This is a genomic window from Variovorax sp. Soil_C_12, assembly GCF_057657375.1.
On the sequence record NZ_JBDGIO010000003.1, the window covers coordinates 305,697 to 321,703 of the forward strand.

The 16,007-nt window shown below is 65.2% G+C and carries 16 protein-coding genes; 6 read left to right on the forward strand and 10 right to left on the reverse strand.

Annotation, left to right across the window (positions count from 1 at the left end):
* Window positions 1–13: 13 nt before the first annotated feature.
* Genes thrC through AC3A6X_RS10165 form a run of 3 tightly spaced genes read right to left on the reverse strand, consistent with a single transcriptional unit; the run spans window position 14 to window position 4,024 of the window.
* Complete coding sequence (gene thrC, locus AC3A6X_RS10155) at window positions 14–1,435, reverse strand: threonine synthase (protein ID WP_487842071.1); 1,422 nt, start codon at window positions 1,433–1,435, stop codon at window positions 14–16.
* Window positions 1,435–2,757 (reverse strand): homoserine dehydrogenase, encoded by a 1,323-nt coding sequence (locus AC3A6X_RS10160; protein WP_487842072.1) that lies wholly within the window; start codon window positions 2,755–2,757, stop codon window positions 1,435–1,437. Before AC3A6X_RS10160 ends, thrC begins: the two co-directional genes overlap by 1 nt.
* Window positions 2,758–2,800: 43 nt before the next feature.
* Window positions 2,801–4,024 carry a pyridoxal phosphate-dependent aminotransferase gene (locus AC3A6X_RS10165; protein WP_487842073.1) on the reverse strand — a complete coding sequence of 408 codons (1,224 nt, stop codon included), beginning with the start codon at window positions 4,022–4,024 and terminating at the stop codon, window positions 2,801–2,803.
* Window positions 4,025–4,092: 68 nt separating this feature from the next.
* Between AC3A6X_RS10165 and AC3A6X_RS10170 the strand changes: the two genes are divergently transcribed.
* From AC3A6X_RS10170 to AC3A6X_RS10190, 5 genes are all read left to right on the forward strand, one after another.
* Window positions 4,093–4,479, forward strand: coding sequence for an Mth938-like domain-containing protein (locus AC3A6X_RS10170; RefSeq protein ID WP_487842425.1), 387 nt, complete (start codon window positions 4,093–4,095; stop codon window positions 4,477–4,479).
* A 166-nt stretch (window positions 4,480–4,645) separates the two neighbouring features.
* Entirely contained in the window at window positions 4,646–5,116 is a 471-nt protein-coding gene (locus AC3A6X_RS10175; protein ID WP_106556747.1) for a peroxiredoxin, read from the forward strand.
* 206 nt (window positions 5,117–5,322) lie between these two features.
* Window positions 5,323–7,053, forward strand: a complete 1,731-nt coding sequence (locus AC3A6X_RS10180) for a PhoH family protein (RefSeq protein WP_487842074.1) — start codon at window positions 5,323–5,325, stop codon at window positions 7,051–7,053.
* Between the two features lie 180 nt (window positions 7,054–7,233).
* Window positions 7,234–7,689: a GyrI-like domain-containing protein gene (locus AC3A6X_RS10185; RefSeq protein ID WP_487842075.1), complete on the forward strand. Its 456-nt coding sequence runs from the start codon at window positions 7,234–7,236 to the stop codon at window positions 7,687–7,689.
* A gap of 265 nt (window positions 7,690–7,954) precedes the next feature.
* Complete coding sequence (locus tag AC3A6X_RS10190; RefSeq protein ID WP_487842076.1) at window positions 7,955–8,665, forward strand: helix-turn-helix transcriptional regulator; 711 nt, start codon at window positions 7,955–7,957, stop codon at window positions 8,663–8,665.
* 3 nt (window positions 8,666–8,668) lie between these two features.
* On the opposite strand, the gene dnaB is transcribed toward AC3A6X_RS10190, so the two are convergent.
* The 7 genes from dnaB to ppsA all read right to left on the reverse strand — a co-directional run bounded on the left by dnaB (window position 8,669) and on the right by ppsA (window position 14,980).
* A complete protein-coding gene (gene dnaB, locus AC3A6X_RS10195; protein ID WP_309971751.1) occupies window positions 8,669–10,072 on the reverse strand; it encodes a replicative DNA helicase in 1,404 nt (467 codons plus the stop codon).
* Window positions 10,073–10,261: 189 nt separating this feature from the next.
* The gene (rplI, locus tag AC3A6X_RS10200; RefSeq protein ID WP_487842077.1) at window positions 10,262–10,714 is read right to left on the reverse strand and encodes a 50S ribosomal protein L9; all 453 of its coding nucleotides are present in this window, start codon (window positions 10,712–10,714) and stop codon (window positions 10,262–10,264) included.
* Between the two features lie 13 nt (window positions 10,715–10,727).
* On the reverse strand, window positions 10,728–11,009 hold the full coding sequence (gene rpsR, locus AC3A6X_RS10205) for a 30S ribosomal protein S18 (protein WP_007830781.1): 282 nt from the start codon (window positions 11,007–11,009) through the stop codon (window positions 10,728–10,730).
* An 18-nt stretch (window positions 11,010–11,027) separates the two neighbouring features.
* Entirely contained in the window at window positions 11,028–11,330 is a 303-nt protein-coding gene (gene priB, locus AC3A6X_RS10210; protein ID WP_487842078.1) for a primosomal replication protein N, read from the reverse strand.
* Window positions 11,331–11,337: 7 nt separating this feature from the next.
* Window positions 11,338–11,712 carry a 30S ribosomal protein S6 gene (gene rpsF, locus AC3A6X_RS10215; protein WP_068683060.1) on the reverse strand — a complete coding sequence of 125 codons (375 nt, stop codon included), beginning with the start codon at window positions 11,710–11,712 and terminating at the stop codon, window positions 11,338–11,340.
* A gap of 127 nt (window positions 11,713–11,839) precedes the next feature.
* Window positions 11,840–12,370 (reverse strand): hypothetical protein, encoded by a 531-nt coding sequence (locus AC3A6X_RS10220; RefSeq protein WP_487842079.1) that lies wholly within the window; start codon window positions 12,368–12,370, stop codon window positions 11,840–11,842.
* Between the two features lie 216 nt (window positions 12,371–12,586).
* Entirely contained in the window at window positions 12,587–14,980 is a 2,394-nt protein-coding gene (gene ppsA / locus AC3A6X_RS10225) for a phosphoenolpyruvate synthase (protein ID WP_487842080.1), read from the reverse strand.
* 196 nt (window positions 14,981–15,176) lie between these two features.
* Between ppsA and ppsR the strand changes: the two genes are divergently transcribed.
* Window positions 15,177–15,998 (forward strand): posphoenolpyruvate synthetase regulatory kinase/phosphorylase PpsR, encoded by an 822-nt coding sequence (gene ppsR / locus AC3A6X_RS10230; RefSeq protein WP_086924076.1) that lies wholly within the window; start codon window positions 15,177–15,179, stop codon window positions 15,996–15,998.
* Window positions 15,999–16,007: the final 9 nt, after the last annotated feature.

Here is a 16,007-nt window from a genome sequence, read left to right on the forward strand (position 1 = left end):
GCGGCGCGACGGCTCAGGCATCGAGGCAGTGGCGGACGATGTAGGCCTTCACGGCCTCCGCGTCGGCCGGCAGCTGGACCACGCGCCGGGGCAGTGCCTCGATGCCTTCGAAGCGCGCGGGACGCTCGGGCGCGCGGCCCAGGGCCTCGACGATGGTTTCGGCGAACTTGATGGGCAGCGCAGTCTCGAGCACGATCATCGGCACGCCGGTCACCAGGTGTTCGCGCGCGACCTTGAGGCCATCGGCCGTGTGGGTGTCGATCAGCGTCGCGAAGCGCTTGTCGGTGTCGCGAATGGTCGCCAGGCGATCGGCATGGGTGCTGCGGCTGCTCGCGAAGCCGAAGCGCGTGGCGGCCTCGGCGAAGGCGGGATCGGCGCTGAGGTCGAAGCGGCCCGTCTTGCCCAGATCGCCTTCGAACAGGCTGCGCGTCTTCGCCGCGTCGCGCCCGACCAGGTCGAACACGAAGCGCTCGAAGTTGCTGGCCTTGGAGATGTCCATCGACGGACTGGAGGTCTCGTGCGTGTCGGCCGCCGAGCGCACGCGGTAGACGCCGGTGCGGAAGAACTCGTCGAGCACGTCGTTTTCGTTGGTCGCCACCACCAGCGTGCGGATCGGCAGGCCCATCGAGCGCGCCACGTGGCCGGCGCAGACATTGCCGAAATTGCCCGAGGGGACGGTAAAGCTGACTTGCCTGTCGTTGCTGCCCGTGGCTTGGAAGTACCCGGCGAAGTAGTAGACGACCTGTGCCAGCAGCCGCGCCCAGTTGATCGAGTTGACAGTGCCGATCCTGTACTTACGCTTGAAGTCCAGGTCGTTCGACACCGCCTTGACGATGTCCTGGCAATCGTCGAACACGCCGGCGATCGCGATGTTGTGGATGTTCGGGTCCTGCAGGCTGAACATCTGGGCCTGCTGGAAAGGGCTCATGCGGCCGTCGGGCGAGGTCATGAAGACCCGCACGCCCTTCTTGCCGCGCATCGCGTACTCGGCCGCGCTGCCGGTGTCGCCGCTGGTGGCGCCGAGGATGTTGAGCTCCTCGCCGCGGCGCGCGAGTTCGTACTCGAACAGGTTGCCCAGCAGCTGCATCGCCATGTCCTTGAAGGCCAGCGTCGGGCCGTTGGACAAGGCTTCCAGGTACACGCCGTCCTCGAGCTCGCGCAGCGGCACGATGTCGGGCGTGCCGAAGACCTCGGCGGTGTAGGTCTTCGCGCAGATCGCCTTCAGATCGGCGGCAGGGATGTCGTCGATGTACAGCGACAGCACCTCGAAGGCGAGCTCGGCATAGGGCAGGCCGCGCCACTTGGCGAGCGTGGCGGCATCCACCTGCGGGTAGTGCTCGGGCAGGTACAGGCCGCCGTCGGGCGCCAGGCCCTCCAGCAGGATCTCGCAGAAGCGGCGGCGCTCCGGGTGGCCGCGCGTGGACAGGTAGCGCATCAGGACAGCTCTTCCTTGCGGATGCGCACGATCGGCGCCAGCACGGTCGGCAGCGCCTGCAGCCGCGCCAGCGCGTCGTCCAGCGTGCCCTCGCGCGTGTCGTGCGTGAGGATGATGAGGTCGGTCTGGGTCGAGCCCTCGCCGCCGACCTCGTCGGCCTCGCGCTGCAGCACCGCGTCGATGCTGATGCCGGCCGTCGCCAGCAGGCCCGTCACCTGGGCCAGCACGCCGGCCTCGTCGGCCACGCGCATGCGCAGGTAGTAGCTGGTCACCACCTCGGACATCGGCAACACCTGCAGGTCGCTCATCGCGTCGGGATGGAAGGCCAGGTGCGGCACGCGGTGTGCCGCATCGGCCGTGTGCAGACGGGTGATGTCGACCAGGTCGGCGATCACCGCGCTGGCGGTCGGCTCGCTGCCGGCGCCCTTGCCGTAATACAGCGTGGTGCCGACGGCATCGCCGTTGACCACCACCGCGTTCATCGCGCCTTCGACGTTGGCGAGCAGGCGCTTGGCCGGCACCAGGCTCGGATGCACGCGCAGCTCGATGCCCTGGGCCTTGCGCTTGGTCACGCCCAGCAGCTTGATGCGGTAGCCCAACTGCTCGGCGTACTTGATGTCCTGCGCCGCCAGCTTGGTGATGCCCTCGACGTGCGCCTTGTCGAACTGCACCGGGATGCCGAAGGCGATGGCGCTCATCAGCGTGACCTTGTGGGCGGCGTCCACGCCCTCGATGTCGAAGGTCGGGTCGGCCTCGGCATAGCCCAGGCGCTGCGCCTCCTTCAGCACGGTGGCGAAGTCCAGCCCCTTGTCGCGCATCTCGGAGAGGATGAAGTTGGTGGTGCCGTTGATGATGCCGGCGATCCACTGGATGCTGTTGGCCGTGAGCCCCTCGCGCAACGCCTTGATGATCGGGATGCCGCCGGCCACCGCGGCCTCGAAGGCCACCATCACGCCCTTGGCGTGGGCCGCTGCGAAGATCTCGGTGCCGTGCACCGCCAGCAGCGCCTTGTTGGCGGTGACCACGTGCTTGCCGGCCGCGATCGCCTCCAGCACCAGCTCGCGCGCGATGCCGTAGCCGCCGATCAGCTCGATCACGATGTCGATGTCGGGGTTGGCGATGACGGCGCGCGCATCGTTCACCACCTGCACGCCCTCGCCCACCGCGGCCCTGGCACGCGCCAGGTCGAGGTCGGCGACCATGGTGATCTCGATGCCACGCCCCGCGCGGCGCTTGATTTCTTCCTGGTTGCGCTGAAGCACCTTGAAAGTGCCGCTGCCGACCGTGCCGATGCCGAGCAGGCCTACTTGGATGGGTTTCATTCGATTCGTCTGACTGTGGAACTGGGGAACCGGGGCGCCGCCGCTACGCGTTGCGGCTGCGGTAGCGCTCGAGGAAATCGGCGATGCGCTGGATGGCCTCGCGCAGGTCCTCCTCATGGGGCAGGAACACGATGCGGAAATGGTCGGGCGTGGACCAGTTGAAGCCGGTACCCTGCACCAGCATCACGCGAGTCTCCTTCAGCACCTCGAGGAAGAACTGGCGGTCGTCCTCGATCGGGTAGACCTTGGGGTCGAGCCGGGGGAACATATAGAGCGCCGCACTGGGCTTGACGCAGGTGACGCCCGGGATCGCGGTGATCAGCTCGTAGGCGAGGTCGCGCTGGTGACGCAGGCGGCCGCCCGGGCCCACCAGGTCGTTGATGCTCTGGTAGCCGCCGAGTGCGGTCTGGATCGCCCACTGGCCCGGCACGTTCGGGCACAGGCGCATGTTCGAGAGCATGTTGAGGCCCTCGATATAGTCCTGTGCCATCTTCTTGTCGCCCGAGACGATCATCCAGCCGGCGCGGTAGCCGCAGGAGCGGTAGCTCTTCGACAGCGAGTTGAAGGTCAGCGTCAGCACGTCCTTCGAGAGACTCGCGAGGGCGGTGTGCCTGACGCCGTCGTACAGCACTTTGTCGTAAACCTCGTCGGCCAGGATCACCAGGTTGTGCTCGCGCGCGATCGCCACGATGCCCTTGAGCAGTTCGTCCGAGTACAGCGCGCCGGTGGGGTTGTTGGGATTGATGACGACGATGCCCTTGGTGCGCGGCGTGATCTTGGAGCGGATATCGGCCAGGCTGGGCATCCAGCCGTTTTCTTCGTCGCACAGGTAGTGCACCGGCTTGCCGCCCGACAGGCTCGCAACCGCGGTCCACAGCGGGTAGTCGGGCGCGGGCAGGAGGAGTTCGTCGCCGTCGTTGAGCAGCGCGTTGGCGGCCATCGCGATCAGCTCGCTCGCGCCGTTGCCCAGGTAGATGTCGTCCAGCGTGACGCCCGCGATGCCCTGCTTCTGGGTCTCGTGCATCACCGCCTTGCGCGCCGCGAAAATGCCCTTGCTATCCGAATAGCCGGACGAGGCCGGGAGGTTGCGGATCATGTCCTGCTGAACCTCTTCGGGCGCGTCGAAGCCGAACGGGGCGAGATTGCCGATGTTCAGCTTGATGATCTTCTGACCCTCTTCCTCCATCTGCTTCGCGGCGTCCATGATCGGACCACGGATGTCGTAGAGCACATTGGCCAGCTTGGCCGATTTCTTGAGCGGTTTCAAAGTCCCTCCAGGGGCGGGGTGCACGGGGGAAAACTTATAATTTGACCACAGTTCCCCCGCCCTCCTCGATGAAGCTCCAGCCCGACAGATCCGATGTCCAGACCCTGACTGCGCATGGCCCCGGCTGGGTGGCCGTCAACAACGAACGGATCGAGAGCAGCGTGGTGGTGGGCTCGCGCGGCGAGCGTTTCGCGTGGGACTGCAGCCGCTTTGACGAGCTGGGCGCCGAACACTTTTCGCAACTGGCCGAGCTGGGTGCCGAGCTGATCATCTTCGGCAGCGGTGCGCGCATCCGCTTTCCCCAGGCTGCATGGCTGCAACCGTTGATGGCCAAGCGCACGGGCGTGGAGACCATGGACACGGGAGCCGCCTGCCGCACCTACAACATCTTGGCAGGCGAAGGCCGGCACGTGGTCGCGGCGCTGCTGATCGAGAGACCGCAGGGTGGGCAATGAGGGGCATTTCAAGCTAAAATACCGGGTTGCAAACCGGCGGCCCGCCCTCACGTCCTGAACCCAGGGGGCGCCCAATCTCCATCGTATCGAGCGCTCGAAGCGCGAGCCAGAAGCGAGGGCCAAAAGCCTGACTCGAACGTGGAATCAAACGGAGAAAATAAGTTTCATGGCGATCGTTGTCAACAAACCCATCCCTGAATTCGACGCCAACGCCACCGGCGGCCTCAAGGTTTCGAACACCTCGCATCTCGGGCAAGTGCTGGTGATGTACTTCTACCCCAAGGACAACACGCCCGGCTGCACCACCGAAGCGATGCAATTCCGCGATCGCTACAAGGATTTCGAGAAGGCCGGCGCCACCGTGTTCGGCGTCTCGCGCGACAACATGAAGTCGCACGACGAGTTCAAGGCCAAGCTCGAGCTTCCCTTCGAACTGATTGCCGACACCGAGGAAAAGATGTGCCACATGTTCGGCGTGGTCAAGAACAAGATCATGTACGGCAAGAAGGTCAAGGGCATTGAGCGCAGCACCTTCCTGATCGGCGCCGACGGCGTGCTCAAGGCCGAATGGCGCGGCCTCAAGGTGCCGGGCCATGTCGACGAAGTCCTCAAAGCCGTCAAGGCGCTGAAGAAGTAATACGGATCTGCCTGATCGGCAACATTCGTGAGCTTTTACCAGGACGCGTTGGCGATGCGCAACGATCGTGGAACCTGTCACAGCCGATGTGCATAATGGTTCCATGCCGTTGAGCTCCGCGACCGCATCCACCGAACAAAGCCGCTTGGGTCTTCAGGCGGCTTTTTCGCTTTCTGGCCCCTTCTTTCCTGCGAGCGAACCGCCCCATGCCCTTGCCCCCCGCCCCCACGAAACGCGCCGCATTGCTTTCTCCGGAGGCGCACGACGCGCCGGCCCGCTCCCTGCACGGGAAGGCCGGCCGTCGCTCCTCCGACCGGCGCGCTGAGGAGACCCGATCCAGCGGGCCTCAGCCACTCGAATTGTTCGACCGGCACGGCGCGGAAGGCGGCGCCGCCATCGAGGCGCCGCCCCTGCCCCGGTTGAAAGCCCCCCTGCCCGCCGAGCGCAGCATCGAGGAGAGCCGCCCCGACACGGCAGCCAAGGGAGCGACCAGCCCGGTCAAGGGCAAGCGCAGCAAACCCAACGGCCCGGCCAAGCTGTTCGTGTTGGACACCAACGTGCTGCTGCACGACCCGATGTGCCTGTTCCGCTTCGAGGAGCACGACATCTTCCTGCCGATGATCGTGCTGGAAGAACTCGACGGTCACAAGAAGGGCACGACCGAAGTCGCGCGCAACGGCCGCCAGACCAGCCGCACACTTGACGCGCTCGCCGCTGCCCAGGGCGCCGACATCGGCAAGGGCCTGAAGCTGGACACCACCGGCCACCGCGAAGCGGGCGGCAAGCTGTTTTTCCAGACCGACCCGCTCGACTACTCCCTGCCGACCAGCCTGCCGCAAGGCAAGGCCGACAACCAGATCCTGGGCGTCGTCCACGCGCTGCGCGACCTCTACGTCAAGGACGGTCCGGGGCGGCCCCGACAAGAGGTGGTGCTGGTGTCGAAGGACATCAACATGCGCGTCAAGGCGCGCGCGCTGGGTCTCGCAGCGGACGACTACCAGAACGACAAGACACTGGAAGACGGCGACCTGCTCTACTCCGGCGCGCTGGCCCTGCCGGCCGATTTCTGGACCCGCCAGAGCAAGCCCATCGAAAGCTGGCAGAGCGGCAGCAGCACCTTCTACCGCGTCAGCGGGCCGCTGGTACCCAATCTCTACATCAACCAGTTCGTCTACTTCGAGGCGCCCGGCGAGCCCAGCATGTACGCCCGCGTCACCGAGATCCGCGACAAGACGGCGGTGCTCAAGACGCTCAAGGACTACGGCTCGGTCAAGAACGCCGTCTGGGGCGTGAACACGCGCAACCGCGAGCAGAACTTCGCGATGAACCTGCTGATGGACCCGGAGGTGGACTTCGTCACGCTGACCGGGACCGCTGGCACCGGCAAGACGCTGATGGCACTGGCCTCGGGCCTGACCCAGGTGCTTGACGACCGCCGCTACACCGAGATCATCATGACCCGCGCGACCGTGAGCGTGGGCGAGGACATCGGCTTCCTGCCGGGCACCGAGGAAGAGAAGATGGGCCCGTGGATGGGCGCACTGGACGACAACCTCGAGTTCCTGGCCAAGGGCGACGGCGGCGGCGCCGGTGAATGGGGACGCGCGGCCACCAACGAGTTGATCCGCAGCCGCATCAAGATCAAGAGCATGAACTTCATGCGCGGCCGCACCTTCCTCAACAAGTACGTGATCATCGACGAGGCGCAGAACCTGACGCCGAAGCAGATGAAGACCTTGGTCACACGCGCGGGCCCCGGCACCAAGATCATCTGCATGGGCAACCTGGCGCAGATCGACACACCCTACCTGACGGAAGGCTCTTCAGGCCTCACCTTCGCGGTCGACAAGTTCAAGGGCTGGCCGCACAGTGGCCACATCACGCTGGCACGGGGCGAACGCTCGCGGCTGGCTGATTTCGCGAGCGACGTGCTCTAACTCACGCCCGGCTGCCGGGCCGGCTTTCTTGCGCACCGCGCCAGGGCTGCTGACAGGACGTTGTCAGTAGCCGGCGCGCAGCATGGCATCTTGACTTCACGCAACTGGATCGCCGACGCGCTAAGCGTCTGCGGTCCGGCGCCCGACCTCGAGCGACAAGATGAACCTGGAGAACGAACCATGCAACCTCAGCTTCAACGCCACCAAGGCTTCAACATTGCCGGCCTCACCGTACGCACCAGCAACCGCACCGAGAACGAGCCGCACTCGGCGCGCATGAGCAAGCTCTGGACGCGCTTCTTCGACGAGCGCGTCTATGCCGTGACGCCGAATCGCGTCGACGACATGCGGCTCTATGGGGTGTACTCGGCCTACGAATCCAATGCGCATGGCGCCTTCGACCTGACGACCGGCGTCGCCGTCTCCGGCGGCCCTTCCGCCGTGAAGGTCGAAGCTGGCGACTACCTGGTCTTCACGGGGCAGGGCGAGATGCCGCAGATGGTGCTCGCTCTGTGGGAGTCGATCTGGCAGTATTTCGAGCAACACCCCGAGATCAGCCGCAGCTACCGCAGCGATTTCGAGGCCTACAGCGGCCCCGACCAGGTCGCCATTCACATCGGCGTGATCCTGGACTGAGATCGATGCCCGCTTCCCGCAGCGCCAAGCCATGGCGAGACCGGCTCGCCGGCCATCCGGGTCTGCCGGAGGTCAAGCCCATCCCCGAGCGCGTGCAGCCGCGCCACGGGACGGGCACGATCGTGATCCCCTCGCCGCGAGAGGTCGACGAGGCCATGAAGCGGGTGCCCGAGGGTCCGAGGGCCATGTGGTGGTGCAGCGCGGACGGCGCTATTTCGTGGAAGACTTCGAGAAGAAGCTCGTTCGACCTTGACTGCTTGTCCCCATGCGCCGTGCCGACCGCCTGTTCCAGATCGTCCAACTGATTCGCGGGCGACGCCTCACGACCGCCGCCTTCCTGGCCCAGCGGCTGGAGGTGTCGGATCGCACCATCTACCGCGACGTGGCCGACCTGCAGCGACAGGGCGTGCCGATCGAGGGCGAAGCCGGCGTCGGCTATCGCCTGGGCGCGGGCTTCGACCTCCCGCCGCTTATGTTCACGCAGGATGAGGCCGCAGCGCTGGTGGCGTCGGCGCGGCTGGCCCAGAGCTGGGTCGATCCGGCCATGGCAAAGGACATCCAGACCGCGCTCGGCAAGATCCTGTCTGTGCTCCCGCCGGCCGCGCGCGTGTCGGCCGAGAGTCTGGCGCTGTTCGCGCCTGCGATCGCGCTCGACGATGGAACGCGGCTGCGCCTGCAGACGCTGCGCGAAGCTGTCCAGTCGCGCAACAAGCTGCGCATGGACTACCACGACGTCAGCGGCGCGCCGAGCCAGCGCGTGGTGCGACCGCTGGGCTGTTTCTACTGGGGCCGGGTCTGGACCTTCTCGGCGTGGTGCGAGCTGAGGGAGGACTTTCGCGGCTTCCGCATCGATCGCATCGATCGCATCGAGGTCCTGCCGGAGCGCTTTCGCGACGAGCCCGGCAAGACGCTGGCCGAGATGTTGCGTCGGCTGCAGGACGATCCGGCGGAACCCCAGCCGTCCCGGCTGCAGTAGCCTTCAGAAATCGTCGCTGCCGCCGGCGAGGTTCTCGAACTTGGTGAGCGGCTTCAGGAAGGCCAGCTTGACGGTGCCGGTCGGGCCGTTGCGGTGCTTGCTGATGATCACCTCGGCCACGCCAGGTTCCTTGCTGTCCTTGTTGTAGTAGTCATCGCGGTAGATGAACATGATGAGGTCGGCATCCTGCTCGATGGCGCCGGACTCGCGCAAGTCGCTCATCATCGGGCGCTTGTCGGTGCGGCTTTCCACGCCGCGGCTGAGCTGCGACAAGGCAATCACCGGGCACTTGAGCTCCTTGGCCAGCATCTTGAGGCCGCGCGAGATCTCGCCCACCGCGGTTGCGCGGTTCTCGTCGTTCATGCTGCTGGAGACGCTCATCAGCTGAAGGTAGTCCACCACGATAAGGCCAAGCCGTCCGTACTGGCGCGCCAGACGGCGCGAGTTCGCACGCAGCTCGCTGGTGGTCAGGCCCGGCGTCTCGTCGATGTGCAGCGACACATTGCGCAGCTTCTCGATGGCCTCGGTCAGGCGCGGCCATTCCTCGTCGCTGAGCTTGCCGGTGCGCAGGTGGCCCTGGTCGATGCGGCCGATCGAGCCGACGATACGCACCGCCAACTGGGACGCGCCCATTTCCATCGAGAACACCGCCACCGGCAGCCCCTCGTTGAGCGCCACATGCTCGGCGATGTTGATCGCCAGCGAGGTCTTGCCCATGGAGGGGCGCGCCGCCAGCACGATCATGTCGCCTGGCTGCAGACCCGAGGTCATCTTGTCGAACTCGTAGAAACCGGTGCGCACGCCCGTGATGTCGTTCGGGTTCTCCGCCATCTCGCTCACGCGGTCGAGCAGTTCGACCACCAGGGATTCCATGCTCTGGAAGCCCTGCTTCATGCGCGAGCCTTCCTCGCCGATGTTGAAGATCTTCTGTTCGGCTTCGTCGAGGATCTTGTCGACTGACTTGCCCTGCGTGTTGAAGGCGTTGGTCGCGATCTCGTCGCTGGCGCTGACCAGCTTGCGCAAGATCGAGCGCTCCCGCACGATCTCGGCGTAGCGTCGGATGTTGCTGGCGCTCGGCACATATTGCGCCAGCGAGTTCAGGTAGCTCAGGCCGCCGACCTCCTCGGCCTTGCCCAGGTTCTGCAACTGTTCGAAGACGGTGATCACGTCGGCCGGCTTGCTGGCATTGATCAGCGCGCCGATCGCGGCGTAGATCAGCTTGTGCTCGTGGCGATAGAAATCGCTGTCCACCAGCAGATCACCCATCCGGTCCCAGGCCCCATTGTCGAGCAGCAGACCGCCGAGCACGCTCGACTCGGCCTCGATCGAATGGGGCGGTATGCGCAACTGCGCGATTTGACGGTCGGCCGACGGATCGTTGTCGGCGTAGGAAAAGACGGCGGACATGAACTTCCTTGCAGCCGCACATGCTAAAGCGCACGAAGGGCCACGTCATTTGATAACGCTGTGGATAAGCGGTGACTTATCAGTGCAGCACGCGGGACAACTGCGGCTGCAAAAAACAAAGGCCGCCCGAAGGCGGCCCCACAAGGACAAGGTCGCAGCTGCGAGCCTTTTTTTTCCTTGCCGAAGGCGTTACGCGCTTTCGCCGTAGACCGTGACGGTGATCTCGACCACCACGTCGGTGTGCAGCGCAACGCTGACCGTGCTGTCGCCGACTGTCTTGATCGGCCCGCTGGGCATGCGCACCTGCGACTTCGCGATCTTGTAGCCCTGCTTGCTGAGCTCGTCCGCGATATCGTGATTGGTGACCGAGCCGAACAGGCGGCCGTCGACGCCGGCCTTCTGCGTGAGCTTGACGGCGGTACCGCCGAGCTTCGCGCCTTGGGCTTCCGCCTCGGACTTCTTGGCGGCGGCGGCCTTTTCGAGCTCGACGCGCTTGGCTTCGAACTCGGCCTTGTTGGATTCGGTGGCACGGCGGGCGAGACCCGAGGGAATCAGGAAGTTGCGGGCGTAGCCGTCCTTGACCTTGACGATATCGCCGAGGACGCCGACGTTGAGGACCTTTTCCAGAAGAATGACTTGCATGGTGTCCGGCTCCTTAGACGCGGTGCTGGTCGCTGTACGGCACCATCGCGAGGAAGCGGGCGCGCTTGATCGCGGTGTTGAGCTGACGCTGGTAGATCGCGCGCGTGCCGGTCAGGCGCGCGGGGATGATCTTGCCGTTCTCGCTGATGAAATCGCGCAGGGTATCGATGTCCTTGTAGTCGATCTCTTCGACACCGGCGACGGTGAAGCGGCAGAAGCGCTTGCGCTTGAACAGCAGCGACTGGGTGTTGCGCTTCGGACGCTTGTCCTTGTTGAATTTCTTGAACGTGGCCATTGTGGGACCTCTCGTAAATTAATCTTGCTGAAAATCCTGGATGTGCAGCACTGGATGCTTGCCGTTGCGCGGTGTGGCCAGAAAGCCCTGGAAACGCCAGAGACTTCCCAATGCCTGCCTCGCGAGCCGCTCGGCCACTGCGCCGAACGCGACGGCCTTGAGGGCCGCCTTGACCTGCCGGGGCTGGGCCGCTTCGGTCATCGTCGACTCGTGTTCGAGCCGCAGATCGATGGCGGGCAGGCCGGCGGGCGTGTAACGCAAGGCACCGAGCTCGGCAACGCAGGCAGTCAGCACCAGCTGATTGACTGCGGCAGCGCTCACGCCATCATCAGTTGTTGTTGGCGGCGTACTCGGCCTGCTGGGCCTTGCGGGCCTCTTCGCGCTCCACCGTCTTCATCATCGACGAAGGGCCGGTCTCGGCCTTCTTCTTGACCACGGTGAGGTGGCGCAGGACGGCGTCGTTGAACTTGAAGGCATGCTCGAGCTCGGCCATCACGGCCTGCTCGGCCTCGATGTTCACGCACAGGTAGTGCGCCTTGTTGAGCTTGTTGATCTGATAGGCCAGCTGGCGACGGCCCCAGTCTTCGACACGATGGACCTTGCCGCCGCCGGCGGTGATCATGCCCTTGTAGCGCTCCAGCATGGCCGGAACTTGCTCGCTTTGATCCGGATGGATCAGCAGAATGATTTCATAGTGACGCATGGCACTCCTTGTGGATCTTCCGTGGAAGGGATTAAGCCACCCGCAGCGTCAGTCGCAGTGTGGCAAGGCAAAGCCGGCTATTGTAGCAGGCGATGCGGCTCTGGAGTGCCCCGTCGGAGCCGTCTGCTCAGATGCCCAGCGCGCGATCCAGCGCTACCGCCTTGTCATCGCCCACAGCGGCGCGGATCTTGGGTGCCAGGGCCAGCAATTCCTCGTAGGTCGAGGTACCCTCGACCGATAGGTTCAGCCTGAACCCGCGCAGCCCGAGGCTGCCGGTGAGCTGTGTAGCGATCGGGTAAGCGTCCTTGTAACGCTGCTGAGCCGAGGGCAACCCCATCGCGGGCGTTGCGGAAGCCTCCACCTGGAGCGCCGCGGCAGTTGGGCGCTCAGGCTGCCGGGCCGGCGATGGCGTGGGCCCGACCGGCATCGCCACCGTCCCGGCGTTGGCCGCTTCGGCCATCCCGCCTACCTGCCCCAACAACCCGAGCTCGACCATCTGATCGATGTCTTGGCGCCCAATGCCCATGCCGGCCTCGAGCACCTCGCTCACCGAGCGCTTGCCGTCGAACAGTATGAAGGCCGAGCGCTGGCGCGGCGTGAGCCGGACCGAGCGGTCCTTGAACACCTGCTGGCCGGCTTCTGTCTTGACAAGAATCATGGCGTCCTCAATGCGAAATCTCCGGCGCTCTCGGACTCTAGGTGGTCTCTTGTCCGAGCGATCCGGGCGGTCCCTCCCCGTGGGCGCCGAGTTTGACATCAAAGATGCATCCGCTTGTAACTTGACTAAGCTGACAGAGAAATTACAAACAGAAGTTGTGACGAAAGTTGTAATGCGACGGAGCAAACCAGCCCCGTCGCGCCCTTTTCAGTCGCTTCAGCGCTGCGCCAATTGCTGCCAGGTGTCGATCACGCTGTCGGGGTTGAGCGAGATCGACTCGATGCCCTGTTCGGCCAGCCACGCCGCGAAATCGGGGTGGTCGCTGGGCCCTTGTCCACAGATGCCGACGTACTTGCCTTTCTCCTTGCAGGCCTTGATCACGCGCGCCAACAGCGCCTTGACGGCGGGATCGCGCTCGTCGAAGTCGGCCGCCAGCAGCTCGAGGCCGGAATCCCGGTCCAGTCCCAGCGTGAGTTGCGTCAGGTCGTTCGAGCCGATCGAGAAGCCGTCGAAGAACTCCAGGAACTCCTCCGGCAGGATGGCGTTGCTCGGCACCTCGCACATCATGATCAGCTTGAGCTCGTTCTCGCCGCGCTTGAGGCCATGCTCGCCGAGCAGTCCGGTGACGCGGGCTGCCTGGCCCAAGGTGCGAACGAAGGGCACCATGATCTGCACGTTGGTCAAGCCCATCTCGCCGCGCACGCGCTTGAGCGCCTCGCACTCCATGGCGAAGGCCTCGCCGAAATCCGCGCTGAGGTAGCGCGCGGCGCCGCGGAAGCCGAGCATCGGGTTCTCCTCCTCCGGCTCGTAGCGGCTGCCGCCGATCAGCTTGCGGTATTCGTTGGACTTGAAGTCCGACAGCCGCACGATCACCGGCTTGGGCCAGAAGGCCGCGCCGATGGTGGCGATACCCTCGGCCACCTTGTCGACATAGAAGGCACGCGGAGACGCATGGCCGCGGGCGACCGATTCGACGGCCTTCTTGAGGTCGGCATCGACGTTCGGGTAGTCGAGGATCGCCTTGGGGTGCACGCCGATGTTGTTGTTGATGATGAATTCGAGCCGCGCAAGGCCCACGCCGTGGTTCGGCAACTGGGCGAAGTCGAAGGCCAGCTGCGGGTTGCCCACGTTCATCATGAGCTTGATGTCGATCTCGGGCATTTCGCCGCGCTGGACTTCGGTCACCTCGGTCTCGAGCAGGCCGTCGTAGATGAAGCCGGTGTCGCCCTCGGCGCAGCTCACCGTCACCAGCGTGCCGTCCTTCAGCAGGTCGGTGGCGTCGCCGCAGCCAACGACCGCCGGGATGCCGAGCTCACGCGCGATGATGGCCGCGTGACAGGTCCGCCCGCCGCGGTTGGTGACGATGGCGGCGGCGCGCTTCATCACGGGCTCCCAGTTCGGGTCGGTCATGTCGGTTACCAGCACGTCGCCGGCCTGGACCTTGTCCATCTCGCTGATGCTGTGGACCAGGCGCACCGGGCCGGTGCCGATCTTCTGGCCGATCGCGCGGCCTTCGGCCAGCACGGCGCCCTTGGCCAGCAGCTTGTAGCGCTGCTCGGCCTTGCCCTGCTGCTGGCTCTTCACGGTCTCCGGACGGGCCTGCAGGATGTAAAGCTGGCCATCGGTGCCGTCCTTGCCCCACTCGATATCCATCGGCCGGCCGTAGTGCTCCTCGATCACCAGCGCGTATTTGGACAGTTGCTCCACCTCGGCATCGGTAAGGGAATAGCGGTTGCGCTGCTCGGTCGGGACGTCGGTGGTCTTCACCAGCTTGCCGCTGGCGGCCTTCTCGGCGGCGCTGGCGAATTCCATCTGGATCAGCTTGGAGCCGAGGTTGCGGCGGATTACCGCGCGCTTGCCGGCCTTGAGCATGGGCTTGTGCACGTAGAACTCGTCCGGGTTCACCGCGCCCTGCACCACCGTTTCACCCAAACCGTAGCTGGAGGTGATGAAGACCACCTGGTCGAAGCCGGACTCGGTGTCGATGGTGAACATCACGCCCGCCGCGCCCAGGTCGCTGCGCACCATGCGCTGCACGCCGGCCGACAGCGCCACCACGTCGTGGGCAAAGCCCTTGTGCACGCGATAGCTGATGGCGCGATCGTTGTAGAGGGAGGCGAACACCTCCTTCATCTTGTGGAGCACGTCCTCGATGCCCACCACATTGAGGAAGGTCTCCTGCTGCCCGGCGAAGGAGGCGTCAGGCAGGTCTTCCGCGGTCGCCGACGAGCGCACGGCGAAAGAGGCCTCGGGATTGCCCGCGCTGAGCTTGGCGAAGGCTTCCTTGATCGCCTGCGCCAGGTCGGCCGGAAAGGGCTGGGCCTCGACCATGGCCCGGATCTCGGCCCCAGCCGCAGCCAGGGCGCGGACGTCTTCCGTATTCAGGCTCTTGAGTTTCGCGCTGATGCGATCGGCCAGGCCATCGTGGGCCAGGAACTGCCGGAACGCGTGGGCGGTGGTCGCGAAGCCGGTGGGCACGCGCACCCCTTGCGGCAGTTGGGAAATCATCTCGCCGAGGCTGGCGTTCTTGCCGCCGACCGACTCGACGTCGGTCATCCTCAGGTTTTCAAACGGTACGACCAGGGCGGTCGCTTCGAAGAGTGCAGACATGGGAAAGCTCCAGAAGTTGAAACCGGGGCGGCATGCAGACGGCGCGGCGCGATCGTTCTGATTGCTCTGGGCGCAGGGGCGGTGTGCATGGGTGAAAGCATGGGGGTGTCGGGAACGGACGGGGCCGCATTCCCGATAATGGGCCGGATTGTAGGCGCCGAGCGGGTCGGCGCGCCGCAGGACAAGGCCGCCAAGCATGCACACACGCACCGTATTCTTCGTTTCCGATGGCACCGGCATCACCGCCGAAACCTTTGGCAACGCCGTTCTGGCCCAGTTCGAGATCAAGCCCCGCCATGTGCGGCTGCCCTTCACCGACACGGTCGACAAGGCGCACCAGGCGGTGCGGCGGATCAACCACACCGCCGAAGTGGAGGGCCTGCGGCCGATCGTCTTCACCACGCTGGCGAACATGGACGTGCTGGAGGTCATCGAGACCGGCTGCAAGGGGATGCTGCTCGACATGTTCGGCACTTTCGTGCGGCCGCTCGAAATCGAGTTGGCGATGAAGTCGAACCACCGCATCGGCCGCTTCAGCGACGTCAGCAAGAGCAAGGAATACAACGCCCGCATTCAGGCTATCGACTTCAGCCTGGCGCACGACGATGGACAGAGCAACCGCGACCTGGACAACGCCGACGTGATCCTGGTGGGTGTCAGCCGAAGCGGCAAGACGCCCACCTCGCTCTACCTGGCCATGCAGCACGGCCTCAAGGCTGCCAACTACCCGCTGATCCCGGAGGACTTCGAGCGCCGGCAGTTGCCGCCGGCACTGATGCCGCATCGCAAGAAGATCTTCGGGCTCACGATCCAACCCGAGCGGCTGAGCGAGATCCGCAACGAGCGGCGGCCGAATTCGCGCTACGCAAGCATCGAGAACTGCCGCCATGAGGTGAGCGAGGCCGAGGCCATGATGCGGCGCGCCGGTATCCGCTGGCTCTCGACCACCACGAAGTCGATCGAAGAGATCGCGACCACCATCCTGCAGGAGCTGCGGCCCGAGCGGCTGACGTATTGAGCGCTCTCG

Bases quoted from the DNA above. Each gene is read 5' to 3' on its own strand.
- thrC (WP_487842071.1), bottom strand. From the start codon at position 1,435: ATGCGCTACCTGTCCACGCGCGGCCACCCGGAGCGCCGCCGCTTCTGC.
- AC3A6X_RS10160 (WP_487842072.1), bottom strand. From the start codon at position 2,757: ATGAAACCCATCCAAGTAGGCCTGCTCGGCATCGGCACGGTCGGCAGC.
- AC3A6X_RS10170 (WP_487842425.1), top strand. From the start codon at position 4,093: ATGAAGCTCCAGCCCGACAGATCCGATGTCCAGACCCTGACTGCGCAT.
- AC3A6X_RS10175 (WP_106556747.1), top strand. From the start codon at position 4,646: ATGGCGATCGTTGTCAACAAACCCATCCCTGAATTCGACGCCAACGCC.
- AC3A6X_RS10180 (WP_487842074.1), top strand. From the start codon at position 5,323: ATGCCCTTGCCCCCCGCCCCCACGAAACGCGCCGCATTGCTTTCTCCG.
- AC3A6X_RS10185 (WP_487842075.1), top strand. From the start codon at position 7,234: ATGCAACCTCAGCTTCAACGCCACCAAGGCTTCAACATTGCCGGCCTC.
- AC3A6X_RS10190 (WP_487842076.1), top strand. From the start codon at position 7,955: ATGCGCCGTGCCGACCGCCTGTTCCAGATCGTCCAACTGATTCGCGGG.
- dnaB (WP_309971751.1), bottom strand. From the start codon at position 10,072: ATGTCCGCCGTCTTTTCCTACGCCGACAACGATCCGTCGGCCGACCGT.
- rplI (WP_487842077.1), bottom strand. From the start codon at position 10,714: ATGCAAGTCATTCTTCTGGAAAAGGTCCTCAACGTCGGCGTCCTCGGC.
- rpsR (WP_007830781.1), bottom strand. From the start codon at position 11,009: ATGGCCACGTTCAAGAAATTCAACAAGGACAAGCGTCCGAAGCGCAAC.
- rpsF (WP_068683060.1), bottom strand. From the start codon at position 11,712: ATGCGTCACTATGAAATCATTCTGCTGATCCATCCGGATCAAAGCGAG.
- AC3A6X_RS10220 (WP_487842079.1), bottom strand. From the start codon at position 12,370: ATGATTCTTGTCAAGACAGAAGCCGGCCAGCAGGTGTTCAAGGACCGC.
- ppsA (WP_487842080.1), bottom strand. From the start codon at position 14,980: ATGTCTGCACTCTTCGAAGCGACCGCCCTGGTCGTACCGTTTGAAAAC.
- ppsR (WP_086924076.1), top strand. From the start codon at position 15,177: ATGCACACACGCACCGTATTCTTCGTTTCCGATGGCACCGGCATCACC.